Source organism: Thermostichus sp. MS-CIW-26 (genome assembly GCF_054059115.1).
Genome location: NZ_JBSSBV010000001.1, coordinates 56,768 through 72,044, shown reverse-complemented (window position 1 = coordinate 72,044; position 15,277 = coordinate 56,768). Strand labels below are relative to the sequence as shown.

Annotated in this window: 16 protein-coding genes; 8 read left to right on the top strand and 8 right to left on the bottom strand. The window is 59.3% G+C overall.

The annotated features are described in order from the left end of the window. The first annotated feature begins 1 nt into the window (after position 1). Positions 2 to 928 carry a D-isomer specific 2-hydroxyacid dehydrogenase family protein gene (locus ACVWZU_RS00325; protein ID WP_457442760.1) on the top strand — a complete coding sequence of 309 codons (927 nt, stop codon included), beginning with the start codon at positions 2 to 4 and terminating at the stop codon, positions 926 to 928. A gap of 56 nt (positions 929 to 984) precedes the next feature. Here the strand turns inward: ACVWZU_RS00325 and ACVWZU_RS00320 are convergent, their stop codons facing one another. The 5 genes from ACVWZU_RS00320 to gltX form a co-directional block, all read right to left on the bottom strand. After that, on the bottom strand, positions 985 to 2,067 hold the full coding sequence (locus ACVWZU_RS00320) for an isocitrate/isopropylmalate dehydrogenase family protein (RefSeq protein ID WP_457402509.1): 1,083 nt from the start codon (positions 2,065 to 2,067) through the stop codon (positions 985 to 987). 167 nt (positions 2,068 to 2,234) lie between these two features. Next, positions 2,235 to 2,453, bottom strand: coding sequence for an ATP-binding protein (locus ACVWZU_RS00315; RefSeq protein ID WP_457442758.1), 219 nt, complete (start codon positions 2,451 to 2,453; stop codon positions 2,235 to 2,237). 20 nt (positions 2,454 to 2,473) lie between these two features. Continuing rightward, positions 2,474 to 3,709 carry an RNA-guided endonuclease InsQ/TnpB family protein gene (locus tag ACVWZU_RS00310; RefSeq protein ID WP_457442756.1) on the bottom strand — a complete coding sequence of 412 codons (1,236 nt, stop codon included), beginning with the start codon at positions 3,707 to 3,709 and terminating at the stop codon, positions 2,474 to 2,476. 4 nt (positions 3,710 to 3,713) lie between these two features. Continuing rightward, positions 3,714 to 4,052, bottom strand: a complete 339-nt coding sequence (locus ACVWZU_RS00305) for a hypothetical protein (RefSeq protein WP_457442754.1) — start codon at positions 4,050 to 4,052, stop codon at positions 3,714 to 3,716. A gap of 79 nt (positions 4,053 to 4,131) precedes the next feature. Next, positions 4,132 to 5,571 (bottom strand): glutamate--tRNA ligase, encoded by a 1,440-nt coding sequence (gene gltX / locus ACVWZU_RS00300; protein ID WP_457442752.1) that lies wholly within the window; start codon positions 5,569 to 5,571, stop codon positions 4,132 to 4,134. A 234-nt stretch (positions 5,572 to 5,805) separates the two neighbouring features. Between gltX and ACVWZU_RS00295 the strand changes: the two genes are divergently transcribed. Then, entirely contained in the window at positions 5,806 to 6,156 is a 351-nt protein-coding gene (locus tag ACVWZU_RS00295; RefSeq protein ID WP_011433285.1) for a hypothetical protein, read from the top strand. Positions 6,157 to 6,442: 286 nt separating this feature from the next. On the opposite strand, the gene miaB is transcribed toward ACVWZU_RS00295, so the two are convergent. After that, positions 6,443 to 7,777: a tRNA (N6-isopentenyl adenosine(37)-C2)-methylthiotransferase MiaB gene (gene miaB / locus ACVWZU_RS00290; RefSeq protein ID WP_457442750.1), complete on the bottom strand. Its 1,335-nt coding sequence runs from the start codon at positions 7,775 to 7,777 to the stop codon at positions 6,443 to 6,445. Positions 7,778 to 7,898: 121 nt separating this feature from the next. Here miaB and ACVWZU_RS00285 point away from each other — a divergent pair, with 121 nt between their 5' ends. The 3 genes from ACVWZU_RS00285 to argB all read left to right on the top strand — a co-directional run bounded on the left by ACVWZU_RS00285 (position 7,899) and on the right by argB (position 10,304). Continuing rightward, a complete protein-coding gene (locus ACVWZU_RS00285) occupies positions 7,899 to 8,333 on the top strand; it encodes a BlaI/MecI/CopY family transcriptional regulator (protein WP_011433287.1) in 435 nt (144 codons plus the stop codon). Then, on the top strand, positions 8,330 to 9,211 hold the full coding sequence (locus tag ACVWZU_RS00280) for a M56 family metallopeptidase (protein WP_457442748.1): 882 nt from the start codon (positions 8,330 to 8,332) through the stop codon (positions 9,209 to 9,211). Before ACVWZU_RS00285 ends, ACVWZU_RS00280 begins: the two co-directional genes overlap by 4 nt. A 154-nt stretch (positions 9,212 to 9,365) precedes the next feature. Beyond that, positions 9,366 to 10,304: an acetylglutamate kinase gene (gene argB, locus ACVWZU_RS00275; RefSeq protein ID WP_457442746.1), complete on the top strand. Its 939-nt coding sequence runs from the start codon at positions 9,366 to 9,368 to the stop codon at positions 10,302 to 10,304. Here the strand turns inward: argB and ACVWZU_RS00270 are convergent. Next, positions 10,301 to 11,110 carry a hypothetical protein gene (locus tag ACVWZU_RS00270; RefSeq protein WP_457442744.1) on the bottom strand — a complete coding sequence of 270 codons (810 nt, stop codon included), beginning with the start codon at positions 11,108 to 11,110 and terminating at the stop codon, positions 10,301 to 10,303. The genes argB and ACVWZU_RS00270 overlap by 4 nt on opposite strands. 262 nt (positions 11,111 to 11,372) lie before the next feature. On the opposite strand from ACVWZU_RS00270, the gene ACVWZU_RS00265 reads away from it, so the two are divergent. Together ACVWZU_RS00265 and ACVWZU_RS00260 are read left to right on the top strand one after the other, a co-directional pair. Further along, positions 11,373 to 12,584 (top strand): RNA-guided endonuclease InsQ/TnpB family protein, encoded by a 1,212-nt coding sequence (locus tag ACVWZU_RS00265; RefSeq protein WP_457442742.1) that lies wholly within the window; start codon positions 11,373 to 11,375, stop codon positions 12,582 to 12,584. A 30-nt stretch (positions 12,585 to 12,614) separates the two neighbouring features. Continuing rightward, positions 12,615 to 14,483, top strand: a complete 1,869-nt coding sequence (locus tag ACVWZU_RS00260) for an ABC transporter ATP-binding protein (RefSeq protein ID WP_457442740.1) — start codon at positions 12,615 to 12,617, stop codon at positions 14,481 to 14,483. 21 nt (positions 14,484 to 14,504) lie between these two features. Here ACVWZU_RS00260 and ACVWZU_RS00255 read toward each other — a convergent pair whose 3' ends face one another. Next, on the bottom strand, positions 14,505 to 14,711 hold the full coding sequence (locus ACVWZU_RS00255) for a hypothetical protein (protein ID WP_041436551.1): 207 nt from the start codon (positions 14,709 to 14,711) through the stop codon (positions 14,505 to 14,507). A gap of 178 nt (positions 14,712 to 14,889) precedes the next feature. Here ACVWZU_RS00255 and ACVWZU_RS00250 point away from each other — a divergent pair, with 178 nt between their 5' ends. Next, the gene (locus ACVWZU_RS00250; protein WP_041436554.1) at positions 14,890 to 15,261 is read left to right on the top strand and encodes a hypothetical protein; all 372 of its coding nucleotides are present in this window, start codon (positions 14,890 to 14,892) and stop codon (positions 15,259 to 15,261) included. Positions 15,262 to 15,277 lie beyond the last annotated feature (16 nt).

Sequence of the window (15,277 nt, the reverse complement as noted above, 5' to 3'; positions counted from 1 at the left end):
TATGGGCATCCAAGGCAAACGCATTGCCGTCGAACCCGACAATCTTCGCCCCTGGCTCAAAGAGGCTGTTTTGGCAGGGGGTGGCGAAATTGTGCCCCTGGCAGAAGCAGAAGCCTTGGTCTGGGCCGATGCCTTTGATGTGCCCGGCCTGAAGTGCTGTCTGGCGGAAGGGAAAGGGATCCGCTGGGTGCAGTTGCCCTGGGCGGGGGTAGAGCCTTTTGTCCGGGCAGGGGTTTTGCATCCTGCCTATGTGTGGACTTGTGGCAAGGGAGTCTATGCTCAACCGGTGGCGGAACATGCCTTGGCCCTGACCTTGGCCGGCTTGCGCGACTTGAAGATCCGCGCCTTGGCCCAAACTTGGCAGGAGGGCTCCGGTACCAGCCTCTGGGGTAGCCGTGTGGTCATTTTCGGGGCCGGGGGCATCGCCCAAGAGTTGATCAAGCTGTTGCGGCCTTTTCAGTGCTCCATCGACGTGGTGCGTCGTAAGGCGGATCCCTTGCCGGGGGCCACGCGGGTGGTGACACTCGCGGAACGGCAAACGGTGTTGGCAGAGGCAGACGTGGTGATCTTGGCCTTGGCTCTCACGCCGGAAACTGAGGGGATCATCGCCCAAGCTGAGTTGGAGCAGATGGGATCCCAGTGCTGGCTGGTGAATGTGGCGCGAGGCAAGCACATCGTGACCTCCGACTTGGTGGCCGCCCTGCAGCAGGGGGTCATTCGCGGGGCCGCCTTGGATGTCACGGATCCCGAGCCCCTACCGGATGGGCATCCCCTCTGGAGCTTGCCCAACTGCCTGATTACCCCCCACACTGCTCTTACCGATGCCATGATTGTCCCAGCCCTCTCTAAGCGGGTGCGAGAAAATGTGCGGCGCTTCCGGGCCGGGGATCCCTTGCTGGGGGTGGTGGATCTGGCTTTGGGGTACTGAGGCCCCCAGTCCCTCCCTTTTGAGGAGCCTGGGATCAGAACATTTGACGCCAAACCCTACTGCGGAGCCATCTCCTGCACGCGGGCAGCAATGGCCTCTGCCATCTCCTGAGTGCCGACAGGATCCCCTGTGGCCAGGTCATAGGTGACCTGCTTGCCCTCGGCGATCACCGCCTGCACCGCCGCCTCCACCCTTGCGGCAGCCTCCCGCTCTCCTAGGTAGCGCAGCATCATCGCCCCGGAGAGGATCAGAGCGCAGGGGTTGACTTTGTTTTGGCCAGCGTACTTGGGAGCAGAGCCGTGAATGGCCTCAAAAACCGCAATGCCGTCGCCGATGTTGGCCCCCGGCGCCACCCCCAGCCCGCCGATCATCCCCGCGCACAAGTCGGAAATGATGTCCCCATAGAGGTTGGTGAGCACCAGCACATCGTAGAGCTGCGGCTTTTGCATCAGTTGCATGCACATGTTGTCCACGATGCGATCTTCAAACTCGATGTCGGGGTACTCCTGGGCCACCTCCCGTGCCACCTGCAAAAACAAGCCATCGGTGAATTTCATGATGTTGGCTTTGTGAACTGCCGTCACCTTCTTGCGGCCATTCTGGCGGGCGTACTCAAAGGCAAATTTGACAATGCGGCGGCTGCCGAAGTCCGAAATGGGCTTGATGCCGATGGCGGATCCCTCGCGGATGGGTTTGCCGGAGAGGCGCATCATTTCCTCCCGCGCTTGGATGGCTTCCGGCGTGCCCCGTTCAAACTCGATCCCGGCATAGAGATCTTCAGTATTTTCCCGCACCACCACTAGGTCAATGTCTTGAAAAGGGCTTTTGACACCGAGCATGGATTTGGCCGGGCGCAGATTGGCGTAGAGATCCAGCTCCTTGCGAATGGCCACGTTGACCGAACGAAAGCCAGTACCTACGGGAGTGCCAATCGGCCCTTTGATCGCCACTTTGGTTTCCCGAATGGACTCCAACACCTGGGGTGGCAAGGGGGTGCCGTATTTTTCAATCACCTCCACCCCTGCCTCTACCGGGATCCATTCCAACCCAACCCCGGTAGCCTCCAGGACCGTGGTCATCGCCTTGGCCACTTCCGGGCCAATGCCATCCCCAGGGATCAAAGTCACACGATAGGCCACAGATGCTTCTCCTCGCAGTGTTAACGACAGCGCAAAAACTCCGCCTTGCCAGCGTGAGAGGATCCCTCCACCAGACAGGTTAGAGAACCGGGAACCCTTGAGCTTAAACGACTATAGAACAGGTTGAGACCGAAAATGCTGCGTCTGCTACCTCAGAAAAGGGGGGGCTAGCCGCAAGATCGGGGACTCGGCGGCAGAGGGACTCGCAGCTCTACAACTGTGCCACTGCCAAAGCGGCGATTACGCCAAGCAATGCTTGCCCCGATCAACTCGGCTCGGTAGCGCATGTTGAGCAACCCGTGGCCATGGCCGGGCGGCTGGGCGGGATCCGCCCCACTCTTGGACTCCGGCATACCACAGCCATCGTCGATGATCTTCAGCTCCAAGTGGGTGTAGGGAGCGTAAACTACCCGACTCCGACCGCTAAAGCGGTACGGAGCGGGCTTTCAGTAGCCCTGAGCCTGTTCTGCTCTACCAGAGAACAAAACAGGCCCGAACCTCTAGGCTGGTTTACGACAGCCCCCAAAAGCGCAATCACATTCGCACCATTCAAATCCGCATCCCCTTCCCATCCACAGTGCCCACACTTGAACGACTTACCACTGCGATAGGATTGCGCAGGGTCGGGATGGATGTGCAAACACCGGTGGCAGGTCTGCGACGTGTAGGCAGGCGGAACAAGAATCAGAGAAACCCCTGCAACCCTCGCCTTGTATTCCAGAAATTGACGTAGTTGGTAGAACGCCCAACTGTTGGCCCTGCGCCTTTCGGTTTTGCTGCGTGGCTGTTGATTGACCCTTTCCCGGATCCCTGTCAAGTCTTCCAGAGCAATGGCGCTGTTTGTGGCTTTTGCCCTAGAGACAATAGCTTTGGAGATGCGATGATTGACCCACGTTTGAAAGCGTCTCTCCTTGCCAGACAGCCGTTGCAACAGTTCTCTGCATCTGCGCCGCGAACTGCGGGTGCCCTTACTGGCTTTGCGTTGAAGTACCGCCCTCAACCGCGAGTGATGGTCTCGGACTTTGTTCAACTGCTGTCCATTCCAGTTATCTCCTTCCGATGTATGAGCAATATCCGTCCTTCCCAAATCCACCCCCAGCACTCTATCCGTGCCTTGCGGTGGGCACGGTTCCGTTTCCACACAGATTTGAATGGAGTAGGAACCGTCTTTGCGCTTGACCAGAGTGGCGGATTTGGGGTTGGAGCCTGCCAACTGTTCTCTCTGGTAACGGCCAATCGCCAGCTCAAAGCGCTCCCGACCCTCCACCGTGGTCAGCGACACCGTCCAGTCTTTCTCGCGAAACGAAAAGATACGGGCATCGTAGGTCGCAAAGCCTCTCTTGAACGCTTTGACCGGACGGTTTTTCTGTCGGGCAACTTTACGGGCACCGGCCAGCCGTCTGCAGACCTGCTGGTCGCGTAAGCGGGACGTAGTCCTTGCCAAGTTACTGGACAAGCCAAACCGAGCGCGAATCTGGTAATAGCAAAGGGACTGGAGTTTGACTGCGTTGACTACTTTTTCTGGTGTGTTTTGGTTGACCCAGTTCAACGCCTGCACAAAGGCATCCATTGTCGCATCCAACTTTGCGGCTTGCGACTGGGCTACCTTGAGCTTGCAGGAGACGGTCAGGACTTGGGTCATGGTTCTATTGTAACCTCGCATTCCTCCCGACACTGACCCTACGGGTACAGTGCGGGGCTCCTGCGATTTCTAGCTGAATTTGGTCATGAGCAGGGCTGAGCAGGCCGGCATGGGCCACCGACTGAAAACATCCTTCCTGCGGGTCGAAAATCCAAAGGCGAGCTGAGGCTGCACCCAGACGATCCACCATCTGCCGTACCAAGGTCTGGGCCAACTTGAGCACACACTGCTCCAGCTCCCTGGTCTCTACAGAGTCCGAAGAGGATGGGGAAGACAACTGAGAAGAGAGCAGCACCAGTTCTTGGACAATTTGGTTTGCAGCCTGTAGCTGGCGTGACAGCATGGGATCCCGATTGCGGCAGCGGTGCGGAGCACTTTCAACAGAGGCAACCGAAGGCATGACAGCAAGAGATGGGCTTCCATCAACAAGGAACCAACTTCTGCACAGCCTCTAACCGCCCCAAAGCCCAGCCCCGCCGCTGGAGAAGGGCAAAAGATTCCAGCAAATCCGGCCCCTGCAGATCCCCTGTCAGGGCGGCCCGCAAACTCTTCATCAGCAGGCCCTTTTTCATGTTCTGGCCCTTGGCCACCTGATCCACCAGCGGTTTTAAGCTGTCCGCCGAAACCTGGGGCAGCTCGGCAGCAGCCAACGTGGTGGCCATTGCAGCCATAGCCTCTGCCACCCCAGGCAGGCGCAACTGTTCCAGAGCTGGCAACGTGTAGCTGAGGGGCTCCTGAAACAAAAAGCGGCTGAGCGGAGGAGCCTCTGCCAGGCGGTCGATACCATCGGCAATCAGGCGGGCCACATCTTCCAACCAGGTGGGATCCGGCACTCCGGAAAGGTCAAACCCTGCCGCCTGCCAAAAGGGGGTGAGCCGCTCCACCAGTTCTGGCGGGGAAAGCCGCTTGATGTACTGGCTGTTGATCCAGTTGAGCTTGTCCCAGTCAAAGCGGGCAGCCGCACGGTTAACCCGGTCAAAGTCGAACAGCGCAGCCGCCTTTTCCAAAGAGAAAAGCTCTTCCCCATCCGGGGGCGACCAACTGAGCAAAGCCAAATAGTTCTTGAGAGCTTCCGGCAAAAAGCCCAGTTGCTGGAACTCCGTCACCGAAGTTGCCCCATCCCGTTTGGAGAGCTTTTTCCCTTCCGGGTTCAGGATTAAAGGAGAATGGGCGAACTGGGGAGGTTCGTGGCCAAGAGCGCGGTAGAGCAAAATCTGCTTGGGGGTATTGCCGATGTGATCTTCGCCGCGAATCACATGGGTGATGCCCATGTCAATATCATCCACCACCACCGCCAAGTTGTAGAGAGGGTAGCCATCCGCTCGGGCAATGACCATGTCTCCTCCCAAATCCTGGGTGTTCCAGGTAATGGGGCCGCGGATGAGATCCACCCAAGACACCTCTAGGGGCTCCTCGATTTTGAAGCGGATCACTGGCTGCCGCCCCTCGGCTTCGTAGGCTCGTCGCTGGGCTTCGGTGAGAAAGCGGTGGCGGTTGTCGTAGCGGGGGGCTTTGCCGGCGGCCTTCTGGGCAGCGCGCATCTCCTCCAGCTCCGCCTCGCTGACGTAGCAGCGGTAGGCCAACCCTCGATCCAGAAGCTGCTGTACCACCGCTTGATAGCGCTCGATGCGCTTGGATTGGTAGACCGGCCCTTCGTCCCAGTCTAGGCCCAACCAGGCCAGGCCCGCCAAAATGTTGCGGGTGTAGCGGGGCAAAGAGCGGTCGCGGTCGGTGTCCTCGATGCGCAAAATGAACCGGCCACCGTGGCGACGGGCATACAGCCAGTTGAACACTGCCGTCCGGGCGGTGCCGATGTGCAGATTTCCAGTTGGACTGGGGGCAATGCGAACACAAACACTCACAGGTCTAAGGATCCCAAGCAGAGCATCCTGATCCTAGTCGGCGGCGAGATCCTTTGTCATGTTGGCCCTCCATTGGGTTGCAGGCGGTTGCCAATTGAGGCATTTCGAGTAGAATCCGCCTTAGCTGCCGGTCAAAAGGTAGGCTGCACGGGGATCAAGGTTGATTGGCAACGTCCAACCCCCCCTTTTTTCCGGTGTTGAGGAAAAGCTGTAGCGCAGGAGGAATCCCAGCACATGCGTCTGACTTTGGCCATTCTTCTGGGTTGTCTGTCCGCCGGGATCCCGATTGGATCCGCCTTGGCCCAAATTGCCTATCCTTCCTATCCGGTGGGAGATGCCCTGGATAGGATCCTGTTGGATACAGGCAGGAATGTGGATCCGGTCATTTTCCCTGAGGAGGTGGTGCGCTCCCAGGCCCGGCAGACCACCGCCTTCTTCACCACGCTGCTGAACCAACGCACCAACATCCCACCCCTGCGCTCGCTAGATTTGCCCAGTCCCTATCAGGCTTCGGTTCGTACCCAGGCCGGGTACTACCGCGTGACCCAGACAGAGCCCGTTTTGGATTTTGAAATCTTGCGCTAGGCAGGGCAGGTATTCGGGGCCTGTTCCAGCGCCGGCCTGTTGCTGTTGCCAAAACGTTGTGTATGAAGCTCCGTTCTACTGCTGCGCGGAAGAAAGCTAGCTAGGGCGGTGGTTGTGCCCTGGTCGGCGTGGCGGAAAGGGCAGTGACTGCCTGGCGGTTGCCTTAAAGCTGTTCACCCAGGAGGGCATGGTTTTTCTCAGCGAAACAGCTCCCTGGAGAGGCGCTCCGCCGGCGCAATCGGACAAGAGGGAACTGGGGAAAGTTGTGTTTGTGAGAGCCTTCATCCTATGGCCCGCTCGCGCGGACGGTAACTGCCTCTCCGGTCAGCGAAAAAGCTCGCGTGGCGGTAATGCGCACCGGCACCAGGGATCCCTGCAGTTGCTCTGGATCCCCTTCAAAGAACACCAAGCGATTGCCGCGGGTACGCCCCATTGCCTGGCGGGGGTTTTTCGGGTTGGGGCCTTCCACCAGCACCTCTTGCACCTGGCCTAGGAGTCGGGCACTGCGGGCGGCGGCCACCTCGGCCACCAGTCGGTTCAGCCGTTGCAGGCGGTCGCTTTTTTCCTCCTCGGGCACTTGGTCGGGCCACTCAGCGGCGGGGGTGCCGGGACGAGGGGAGTAGGCGGCGGTGTTCACTTGGTCAAAGCCAATGTCCTGCACCAGTTGCAGGGTTTCTTGGAACTGAGCTTCGGTCTCTCCCGGGAAGCCGACAATGGCATCGGCGCTGATGGCCGCTTCGGGCATGTATTGGCGGATGAGCTGGATGATCTGGCGATAGCGCTCGTGGGTGTAGCCGCGCCGCATCCGCTTGAGCACTTCGTTGCTGCCCGCCTGGAAGGGAATGTGGAAGTGCTCGCAGACTTTGGGCAGCTCGGCGCAGGTGGCGATCAGCTCCTCGGTAAAGTAGCGCGGGTGGCTGGTGGCAAAGCGAATCCGTTCAATACCTTCCACCGAATGGACGAAGCGCAACAAGCTGGCCAGGTTGGTTTTCGGATCCAGATCCCGTCCGTAGGCGTCGATGTTCTGCCCCAGCAACGTCACCTCGCGGTAGCCCGCTCTGGCCACGTCTTCGATTTCGGCGCGGATGGCCTGGGGCTGGCGGGACTGCTCTTGCCCTCGCACCCGCGGCACGATGCAGTAGGTGCAGCGCTCGTTGCAACCGTAGATAACGTTGATCCAAGCAGTGACCTGGCTGTCGCGACGGGGCTTGGTGATGTCTTCTGGGATCTCAACCGGATCGGTGGCCACCACCTGGTTTCCGGCTTCCACCTGCGCCAACAGATCCCCAAGGCGGTTCACGTACTGGGGGCCCATGACCAGATCCAGCTCAGGGACGCGGCGCAACAATTTTTCCCCTTCCTGCTGGGCCACACAGCCGGCCACGATCAGCTTGATGGCCGGGTTCTTGCGCTTGCGCTGTGCCTGGATGCCCAGGTAGGAATAGACCTTCTGCTCAGCATTGTCGCGGATGGTGCAGGTGTTGTAGAGAACTAAGTCCGCCTGCAACTCATCTTCGGTGGCCACATACCCCAGGGACTCCAGGATCCCGGCCATGCGCTCGGTATCGGCGCGGTTCATTTGGCAGCCGAAGGTGATGGTGTGGTAGGTGGGAGCAGCCATGGGAAGAAACAGTACGAAGAACCACCATCTTCGAGCTTAGCGGATCCTTAAAATGGCTGCGGGGCTTGAGACTCCAACAGTTAATCTAGCTAGATAGAAATTCCTACACCGGCAAAGGCTCATGTTGCCCAAGCATCGTCCCAAGCAACTGTCGCTGGGCCCTCTGGAGTCGGAAATCTTGGACATCCTCTGGGATCTGGGCAGTGCCAGCACCCGTCAAATCCACGAGCGCATCTTGGCCGATCCGGATCGGGAGCTGGCCTATGCCTCTGTGACTACAGTTTTGCAGCGCTTAAGCCAGAAGGGCTGGGTGAGCTGTGAGCGCCGCACCGATCCCCAAGGGCGGAATCTGCCCATGCTGTGGCGGCCTCGTCTTTCGCGTCAGGAAGCGGCCAGCCTCAGGGCCTTCACCCACCTGCAGCAGTTTTTGGCTGTAGGGGATCCCGATACGGTGGCAGCCTTTGCCGATAGCCTGGATCAGGCCAGTGTGTCCCAGTTGCAGGCGATTGCCGAACGGCTGCGGGCAGCCCGTCAAGCCAGGAGGGATCCGCGATGAGCCACTTGGGCATGTTACTGCTGGGCTTGGGCCTCAGTTGGCTGTGGCGGGTGCAAGTGCGCCTGGATAAGGGGGGCGGGTGGAGCCGGCGTTGGCAGCGGGCTTGGATCCACTTCTTGCTGCCCCCGCTGCTGTTGCTGACCACTGCTTTGGCCTTGGCCTGGATGGGGCCGTGGGGACAAATGGCCGGGGTGGGGGGCTGGTTCTGCTACGGCTGTGCTCTGCTGTTGCTGGCCGTGGCCGGCGGCGTGGCCTTGCACTGGATTTGGGAATACTGGCGCTCCTATCGACGTGCCCATCTGCAAGCTCTGGCCCAGGTGGATTTGCATGGCTCTCCGGCCTATGTGCTGGATTTGGAGATTCCTTTTGCTGCCCAAGTGGGGGTGTGGAATGCCCAGTTGGTGGTCAGCCGCGGCCTGCTGGAGCAGTTGGATGATGAGCACTTGCGGGCCGTAATCGCCCACGAAGAGGCCCATCGCCACTACCGCGATACCCTCTGGATGTTTGGAGTGGGCTGGCTGCGACGCCTCACCGGCTGGCTGCCCAACACCGAGGCCCTGTGGGAGGAATTGCTCACCCTACGGGAGCTGCGGGCGGATCGCTGGGCGGCCCAACGGGTGGATCCCTTGTTGTTGGGAGAGGCCCTGCTGCAGGTGGTGGGCTATGGCGTGGTGGAGCAACCGGCGGCAGCTTGGGTTGGCTTTGCAATGGCCGTGAGTTCAGACTCAGGGCAACGGCTGCAGGAGCGTATCGATGCCCTGCTGCAGCAGGCAGAGTCAGGGCCCGTCGATCCCCTACCCTATTCTTCTTCCATTCGGGGTTGGGCCTGGTTGGGGTTGTCCCTATTGCCTTTGCTGGCGATCCCGTTCCATACCTGAAGATTGACGGCGATTCCTCAACCAAATTGTCCTTGGGTTGGGGAAGCGAGCTTGAAAAAAAACCACCAGTTGACGCCCAAAGCCTGAGATCTGCTTTGCAAGCAGAATGGGATACTCTAGGTCAGGTTTTCTGGACTTCTAGGGACTTACAGCAGTGCAAACTAACTCTTCCCTTTCTGAGGCGACCGGGTCGGCGTGTGATCCCCTTACGCGGGCGCAGATCCTCATCGAGGCTTTACCCTACATTCAGCAGTACCAGGGCCGCGTTATTGTCATCAAATACGGCGGCGCAGCCATGGTGCACCAAGAGCGACGGGCCGAGGTGCTCCGAGACATCGTCTTTCTGGCCTGTGTGGGGATCCGCCCGGTGTTGGTGCATGGGGGGGGGCCGGAGATCAACAGTTGGCTACAAAAACTGGACATTCCCTTCAAGTTTGTGGATGGCTTGCGGGTTACCGATGCCGCCACCATGGAAGTGGTGGAGATGGTGTTGGTGGGCAAGGTCAACAAGCAGATCGTGCAGCTCATCAGCTTGGCCGGCGGATCGGCGGTGGGGCTGTGCGGGCGGGATGGCAACTTGATCAAAGCGCGATCCCAGGGCCGGGCGGAGATCGGCTTTGTTGGGGAAGTGAGCAGTATCAACCCCCAGTTGCTGCAAACCCTATTGGAAGGTGGACAGATTCCGGTGATCTCCAGCGTGGCTGCCGATGAGACGGGCCAAGCCTACAATATCAACGCCGATACGGTGGCGGGAGAACTGGCGGCCTCTCTGGGGGCAGAAAAGCTGATTTTGCTCACCGACACCCCTGGCATTCTCAAAGATCCTCAGGATCGCAGCTCTCTGATTACGTTGCTGGATATCGAGACGGCTCGCCAGTTGATCCAAGCCGGTGTCGTCAAGGGCGGCATGATCCCGAAGGTGCAGTGTTGCATTCGCGCCTTGGCACAAGGGGTACGGGCAGCCCACATTCTGGATGGGGGATCCCCTCACTCTCTGCTGCTGGAGCTGCTGACCGATGCCGGCGTGGGCACCAAGCTGGTTCCTTCTCAATTTGCCGCTCAGTTGGAAGGACTGAACAACGGATCCTGCTAGGCTTCCTTGATGAAGCGCAGGATCTCCCGCACATGGCCGAGAAATTGGCTATCCACACTGAGCTGAGCCACAGCTTGGCGGGTCTCCTGGCGCAATTGCCTGTGCTCCAGCTCGTTGCTGGCCCGCAACTGTTCCAGTTGGGCCTTGAGCGCGGCCAGCTCCTGCCGTAGGTAGCGCCGGGTTTCTTCCTCTTGTTGGGCCCAAGAACCGGGCTTGCCGGGATCCCATTGCTCCTGCAACTGCTCGACTTGGCGCTGCAACTGCTCTAGTCGTTCCGCCAGCTCGAGGGCATCTTCGCGAGGGATGCGGATTTGCCCTTGCAACTGGGCCAAGCGGTCGGCCAAATACTCGTAGCCGCGGATGGCCGGGCGCAGAGCCGTCAACAACACCGCAGCCACGGCGCTGGGGTAGCCAATGGGGGTGACTTGCCCAACGGCCAAGCCATAGAAAGCCAGAGCCGACAGCCCATGCAGGGCAATGGCCACGCGCAACGACCAGCAGCTGAGCTTTTGTAGGAAAGCCAAGGTTGAATCTTCCACCGGGATCCCTCGTTCCTGAGACACGACCGCCTCCTGCTGAACGGCCTTGGCCTGAAAGTAGAGGTTCCAGGGAAGGGTGACGATCACCACCAGCCACCAAAAGCTGGCGATCCCAATGGCCCAGTCGGCCAGCTCCCCAATGGGTAGCCCAAAAGCCCGCAGCAGGACAAACAGGATCCCGCCGCCGATCAACAACACCAGCCCCGCCACCCAAACTGGGAAAAAGATTTTCGAGTAAGACACGGAGTAAGAGGTTGAGTAAGACATTGCCGGTTTCTCCTCATCAAGCTGCCTACAGCCTGCCCGAACCGAGCGGCCAGAAGCTCCTGAAGCGGCCAGTTTTCCGTCCGTCCCAGAGCCATTAGGGGTGCAGCTATAGCCATTCCCAATGGCGAGGAAACCCTTGCGGATCCCAAACTCCCTCTCCCTCAGGGAGAGCGCTTAGAGTAGATCAGCTAGAAATCGCAGGAGCCCCGCACTGTACCCGTAGGGTCAGTGCCGGGAGGAATGCGGAAGTCACAATAGAACCATGACCCAAGTCCTGACCGTCTCCTGCAAGCTCAAGGTGTCCCAGTCGCAAGCCGCCAAATTGGACGCGACTTTGGAGGCTTTTGGCCAAGCCTTGAATTGGGTCAACCAGAACACGCCGGAGAAAGTCGCCAACGCCGTTAAGCTCCAGTCTCTGTGCTACCGCGAAATCCGTGCCCGGTTCGGCTTGTCCAGTAACTTGGCTCAGCAGGTCTGCAGACGGCTGGCCGGTGCCCGTAAAGTTGCCCAACAGAAAAACCGTCCGGTCAAAGCGTTCAAGAGAGGCTTTGCGACCTACGATGCCCGTATCTTTTCGTTTCGCGAGAAAGACTGGACGGTGTCGCTGACCACGGTGGAGGGTCGAGAGCGCTTTGAGCTGGCGATTGGCCGTTACCAGAGAGAACAGTTGGCAGGCTCCAATCCCAAATCTGCCACTCTGGTCAAGCGCAAAGACGGCTCCTACTCTATTCAGATCTGTGTGGAAGCGGAGCCATCCCCGCCGCAACGCACGGGCAGAGTGCTGGGGGTGGACTTGGGAAGGACGGATATTGCTCATACATCGGAAGGAGATAACTGGAATGGACAGCAGTTGAACAGAGTCCGCGACCACTACTCCAAGCTGAGGGCGGCACTCCAACGCAAAGCCAGTAAGGGCACCCGCAGTTCGCGGCGCAGATGCCGTCAACTGTTGCAACGGCTGTCTGGCAAGGAAAGACGCTTTCAGGCGTGGGTCAATCATCGCATCTCCAAAGCTATTGTCTCTAGGGCAAAGGCGACAAACAGCGCTATCGCCCTGGAAGACCTGACAGGGATCCGGGAGCGCATCAACCAACAACCCCGCAGTAAAACTGAACGGCGCAGGGCCAACAGTTGGGCGTTTTATCAACTCCGTCAATTTTTGGAGTACAAGGCTCTGCGTGCAGGGGTTGCTTTGATTCTGGTGCCGCCTGCCTACACGTCGCAGACCTGCCACCGGTGTTTGCACATTCATCCCGACCCTGCGCAATCCTACCGCAGTGGAAAGAAGTTTAAGTGTGGACACTGTGGATGGGAAGGGGATGCGGATTTGAATGGTGCGAATGTGATTGCGCTTTTGGGGGCTGTCGTAAACCAGCCTAGAGGTTCGTGGTTGGCTTGCCAACTGCAGGGCTACCGAAAGCCCGCTCCGTACCGCTTTAGCAGTCGGAGTCGGGTAGTTTACTGCTCTCTATGAGTTGTCTTTGTTGTTCTCGGGTGTAAGCCTGTGAGCCTTGCCGCCTCTCCCCCCGATACCGATTTAAGTAGGGATCCCCGCCCTCGGCGAGAAAGCGATTGGCGGCTGCTGCGGCTGCTCTGGCCCTATGCCCGTCGGCACCTGAAGCTACTGTTGGCCGCCTTGGCCTTTCTGCCCCCTTTGGCCTTGGCGGATGCAGTGCAGCCTCTGATCCTACAGCGGGCTCTGGATGGCCCCATTGCCCGAGCGCTGGAACGAGGTGAGGCCGGGATCCTCTCCGACCTTTGGCCCTATGTGGGGCTGTTGATCCTAACGGTACTGGTTCGCTGGCTCTTCCAAGCCCTGGAAGGGTATGTCAGCCAAAAGCTGGGGCAGTTGATGACCCGCGACATCCGCGACGATCTCTTCGCCCACATTCTGGCCTTGCCGGCTCAGTTTTTCGACCGCACCCCGGTGGGTAAGCTGATCACCCGCATCACCAGCGACGTGGAAGCCTTGGGGGATGTCTTTTCCACCGGTGCCGTCGGCATTGTCAGCGACCTGTTTACTCTGGGGGTGATCGCGGTGGTCATGCTCAGCCAACGCTGGGATCTGGGCTTGCTGCTAATCCTCATCGTCCTGCCCATCAGCGCTGTTGTCCTCGAGTTGCAGCGCCGCTTTCGCGATGCCAACTTTCGCGTGCGCGAAGAACTCTCCAAGCTGAACTCCTGGATCCAGGAGAACATCTTGGGCATTACCGTGGTGCAACTGTTTCGGCGGGAGCGGCTCAATAGCGAGATTTTTCAAACCATGAACCGCCGCTACATCCGGGAAGTGGATCAAACCATCCTCTATGATTCTGCCCTTTCTGCCGTTTTGGAGTGGGTGTCTTGGCTGGCCGTGGCGGCTTTGCTCTGGGTGGGCGGGCAGCAGGTGATGTCAGCCGGTAGGGGCTCACTTGGAGGGGGATGGACGGGATCCCTGCCCCTGCCCGGGGAACCCCTCACCTTCGGTAGCCTCTACGCCTTTATTCTCTTTTCGCAACGGTTTTTCAACCCGCTGCGGCAGTTGGCGGAAAAGTTCACCGCCCTGCAGGCGGGGTTCACCGCCGTCGAGCGCATCGACGCCATCCTCAGCCTGCCGGTTGCCATCCGGGATCCCGCTCAGCCCCGCCACTTGCCCCCCAATGCCAGAGGAGAGGTGCAGTTTGAGCACGTCTGGTTTGCCTACAACCCCGGGGAGTGGGTGCTCAAAGACCTCACCTTCACCATCCGCCCCGGAGAAAAAGTGGCCCTGGTGGGGCCCACGGGATCCGGGAAAAGCTCCATCATTCGCTTGCTCTGCCGTCTCTACGACGTAACCCAGGGATCTATTCGCATTGACGGCGTTGATATTCGGGATCTCCCCCAGGCTGAGCTGCACCGCCACCTAGGGGTAATCCTGCAGGATGGATTTTTGTTTTCCGGGGATATCCAGCAAAACATCACCCTAGGAGAGAAGGCAGATCTAGCGGCAGTGGAGCAGGTCGCCCGCCAACTCAACCTGCATGACTTCCTCCGCAATTTGCCCCAAGGCTACGCCACCCCTGTGCGAGAGCGGGGCAGCAACCTCTCCAGCGGCCAGAAACAGCTTATCAGCTTTGTGCGGGCCATGTGGCGGGATCCCAAAATCTTGGTTTTGGACGAAGCCACCGCCAGCCTGGATGTGGGCACCGAAGCCCTCCTGCAATCCGCTCTAGACACCCTGCTGCGGGATCGCACCGCCCTGATCATCGCCCACCGCCTTTCCACCATCCGCGATGTGGATCGCATCTTGGTTCTGCAGCGGGGGGAACTCAAAGAGCAGGGATCCCATGCCGAGCTCATGGCCCTCAGCGGGCTCTATGCCAGCCTCTATCGGCTGCAAGATCTGGGCGGCTAGCAGGGTGCTTCTGCCCAACCGTCAGCGACTGGCGCCAAAGCGAGACCGAATTGCCTTTAGGGTGGTGAAGCTGGCATCCGCGAACGCGATGCGAGCCTTGCAGAGTAACAGATTGCCGTTATCCACGGCAGTGTCTCTCAAGCTGGCCAAACCATCGCTGGCCTGCACCAGGGCACGGCGGCCCCAGCTAGAGAAATTTTTGCTGAGGGTGTTGATCAAGCGTTCCATAGGGATTGGACATTCCGCTCCTTGTCTTCCACCTAGCCTACTCCCCCAGCCGCAGGTATCCACAGAGGGCCATCAAGAAAATTGTTTGTTACAGATTGTTAAAAACTTGCCGTCAAGCCGGCAGACTGGCTATGATAGGCCCCAAGTTTGGCAAGCAATTCAAAGAAAGCGGTTAGCCATGAATCATCGGCCAGAGGTAGTGGAAGGCACAGAGTCCAAGCAGAAGGTGACCCTGTATCTCTCACCTGAGCTGCACCGGAATCTGAAGATTCGGGCTGCCGTGGAGCGGGAGCCGATGTCGGCAGTGGCAGAGAAGGCCATTACCTTCTATCTGCTTCACCCAGAGGTCATTGAAGGGGTACAAGGTAGCGCCTATCGTGTCCATCAATGTCCCAAGTGTAGTCACCCATTTGTTATCCGCGATGGAGAGGTGGTTTCCCTGCACCAGACATCGGCTGCCGAAGCCATCCTTGAAGAGGTGGAGCCAGAATACTGGGGATCGGCTGCTGGCTCGGAAGAGCAACGGCAGGATGCTCTGGTACCCTGCTAGAACGCTCCCAAGCGGG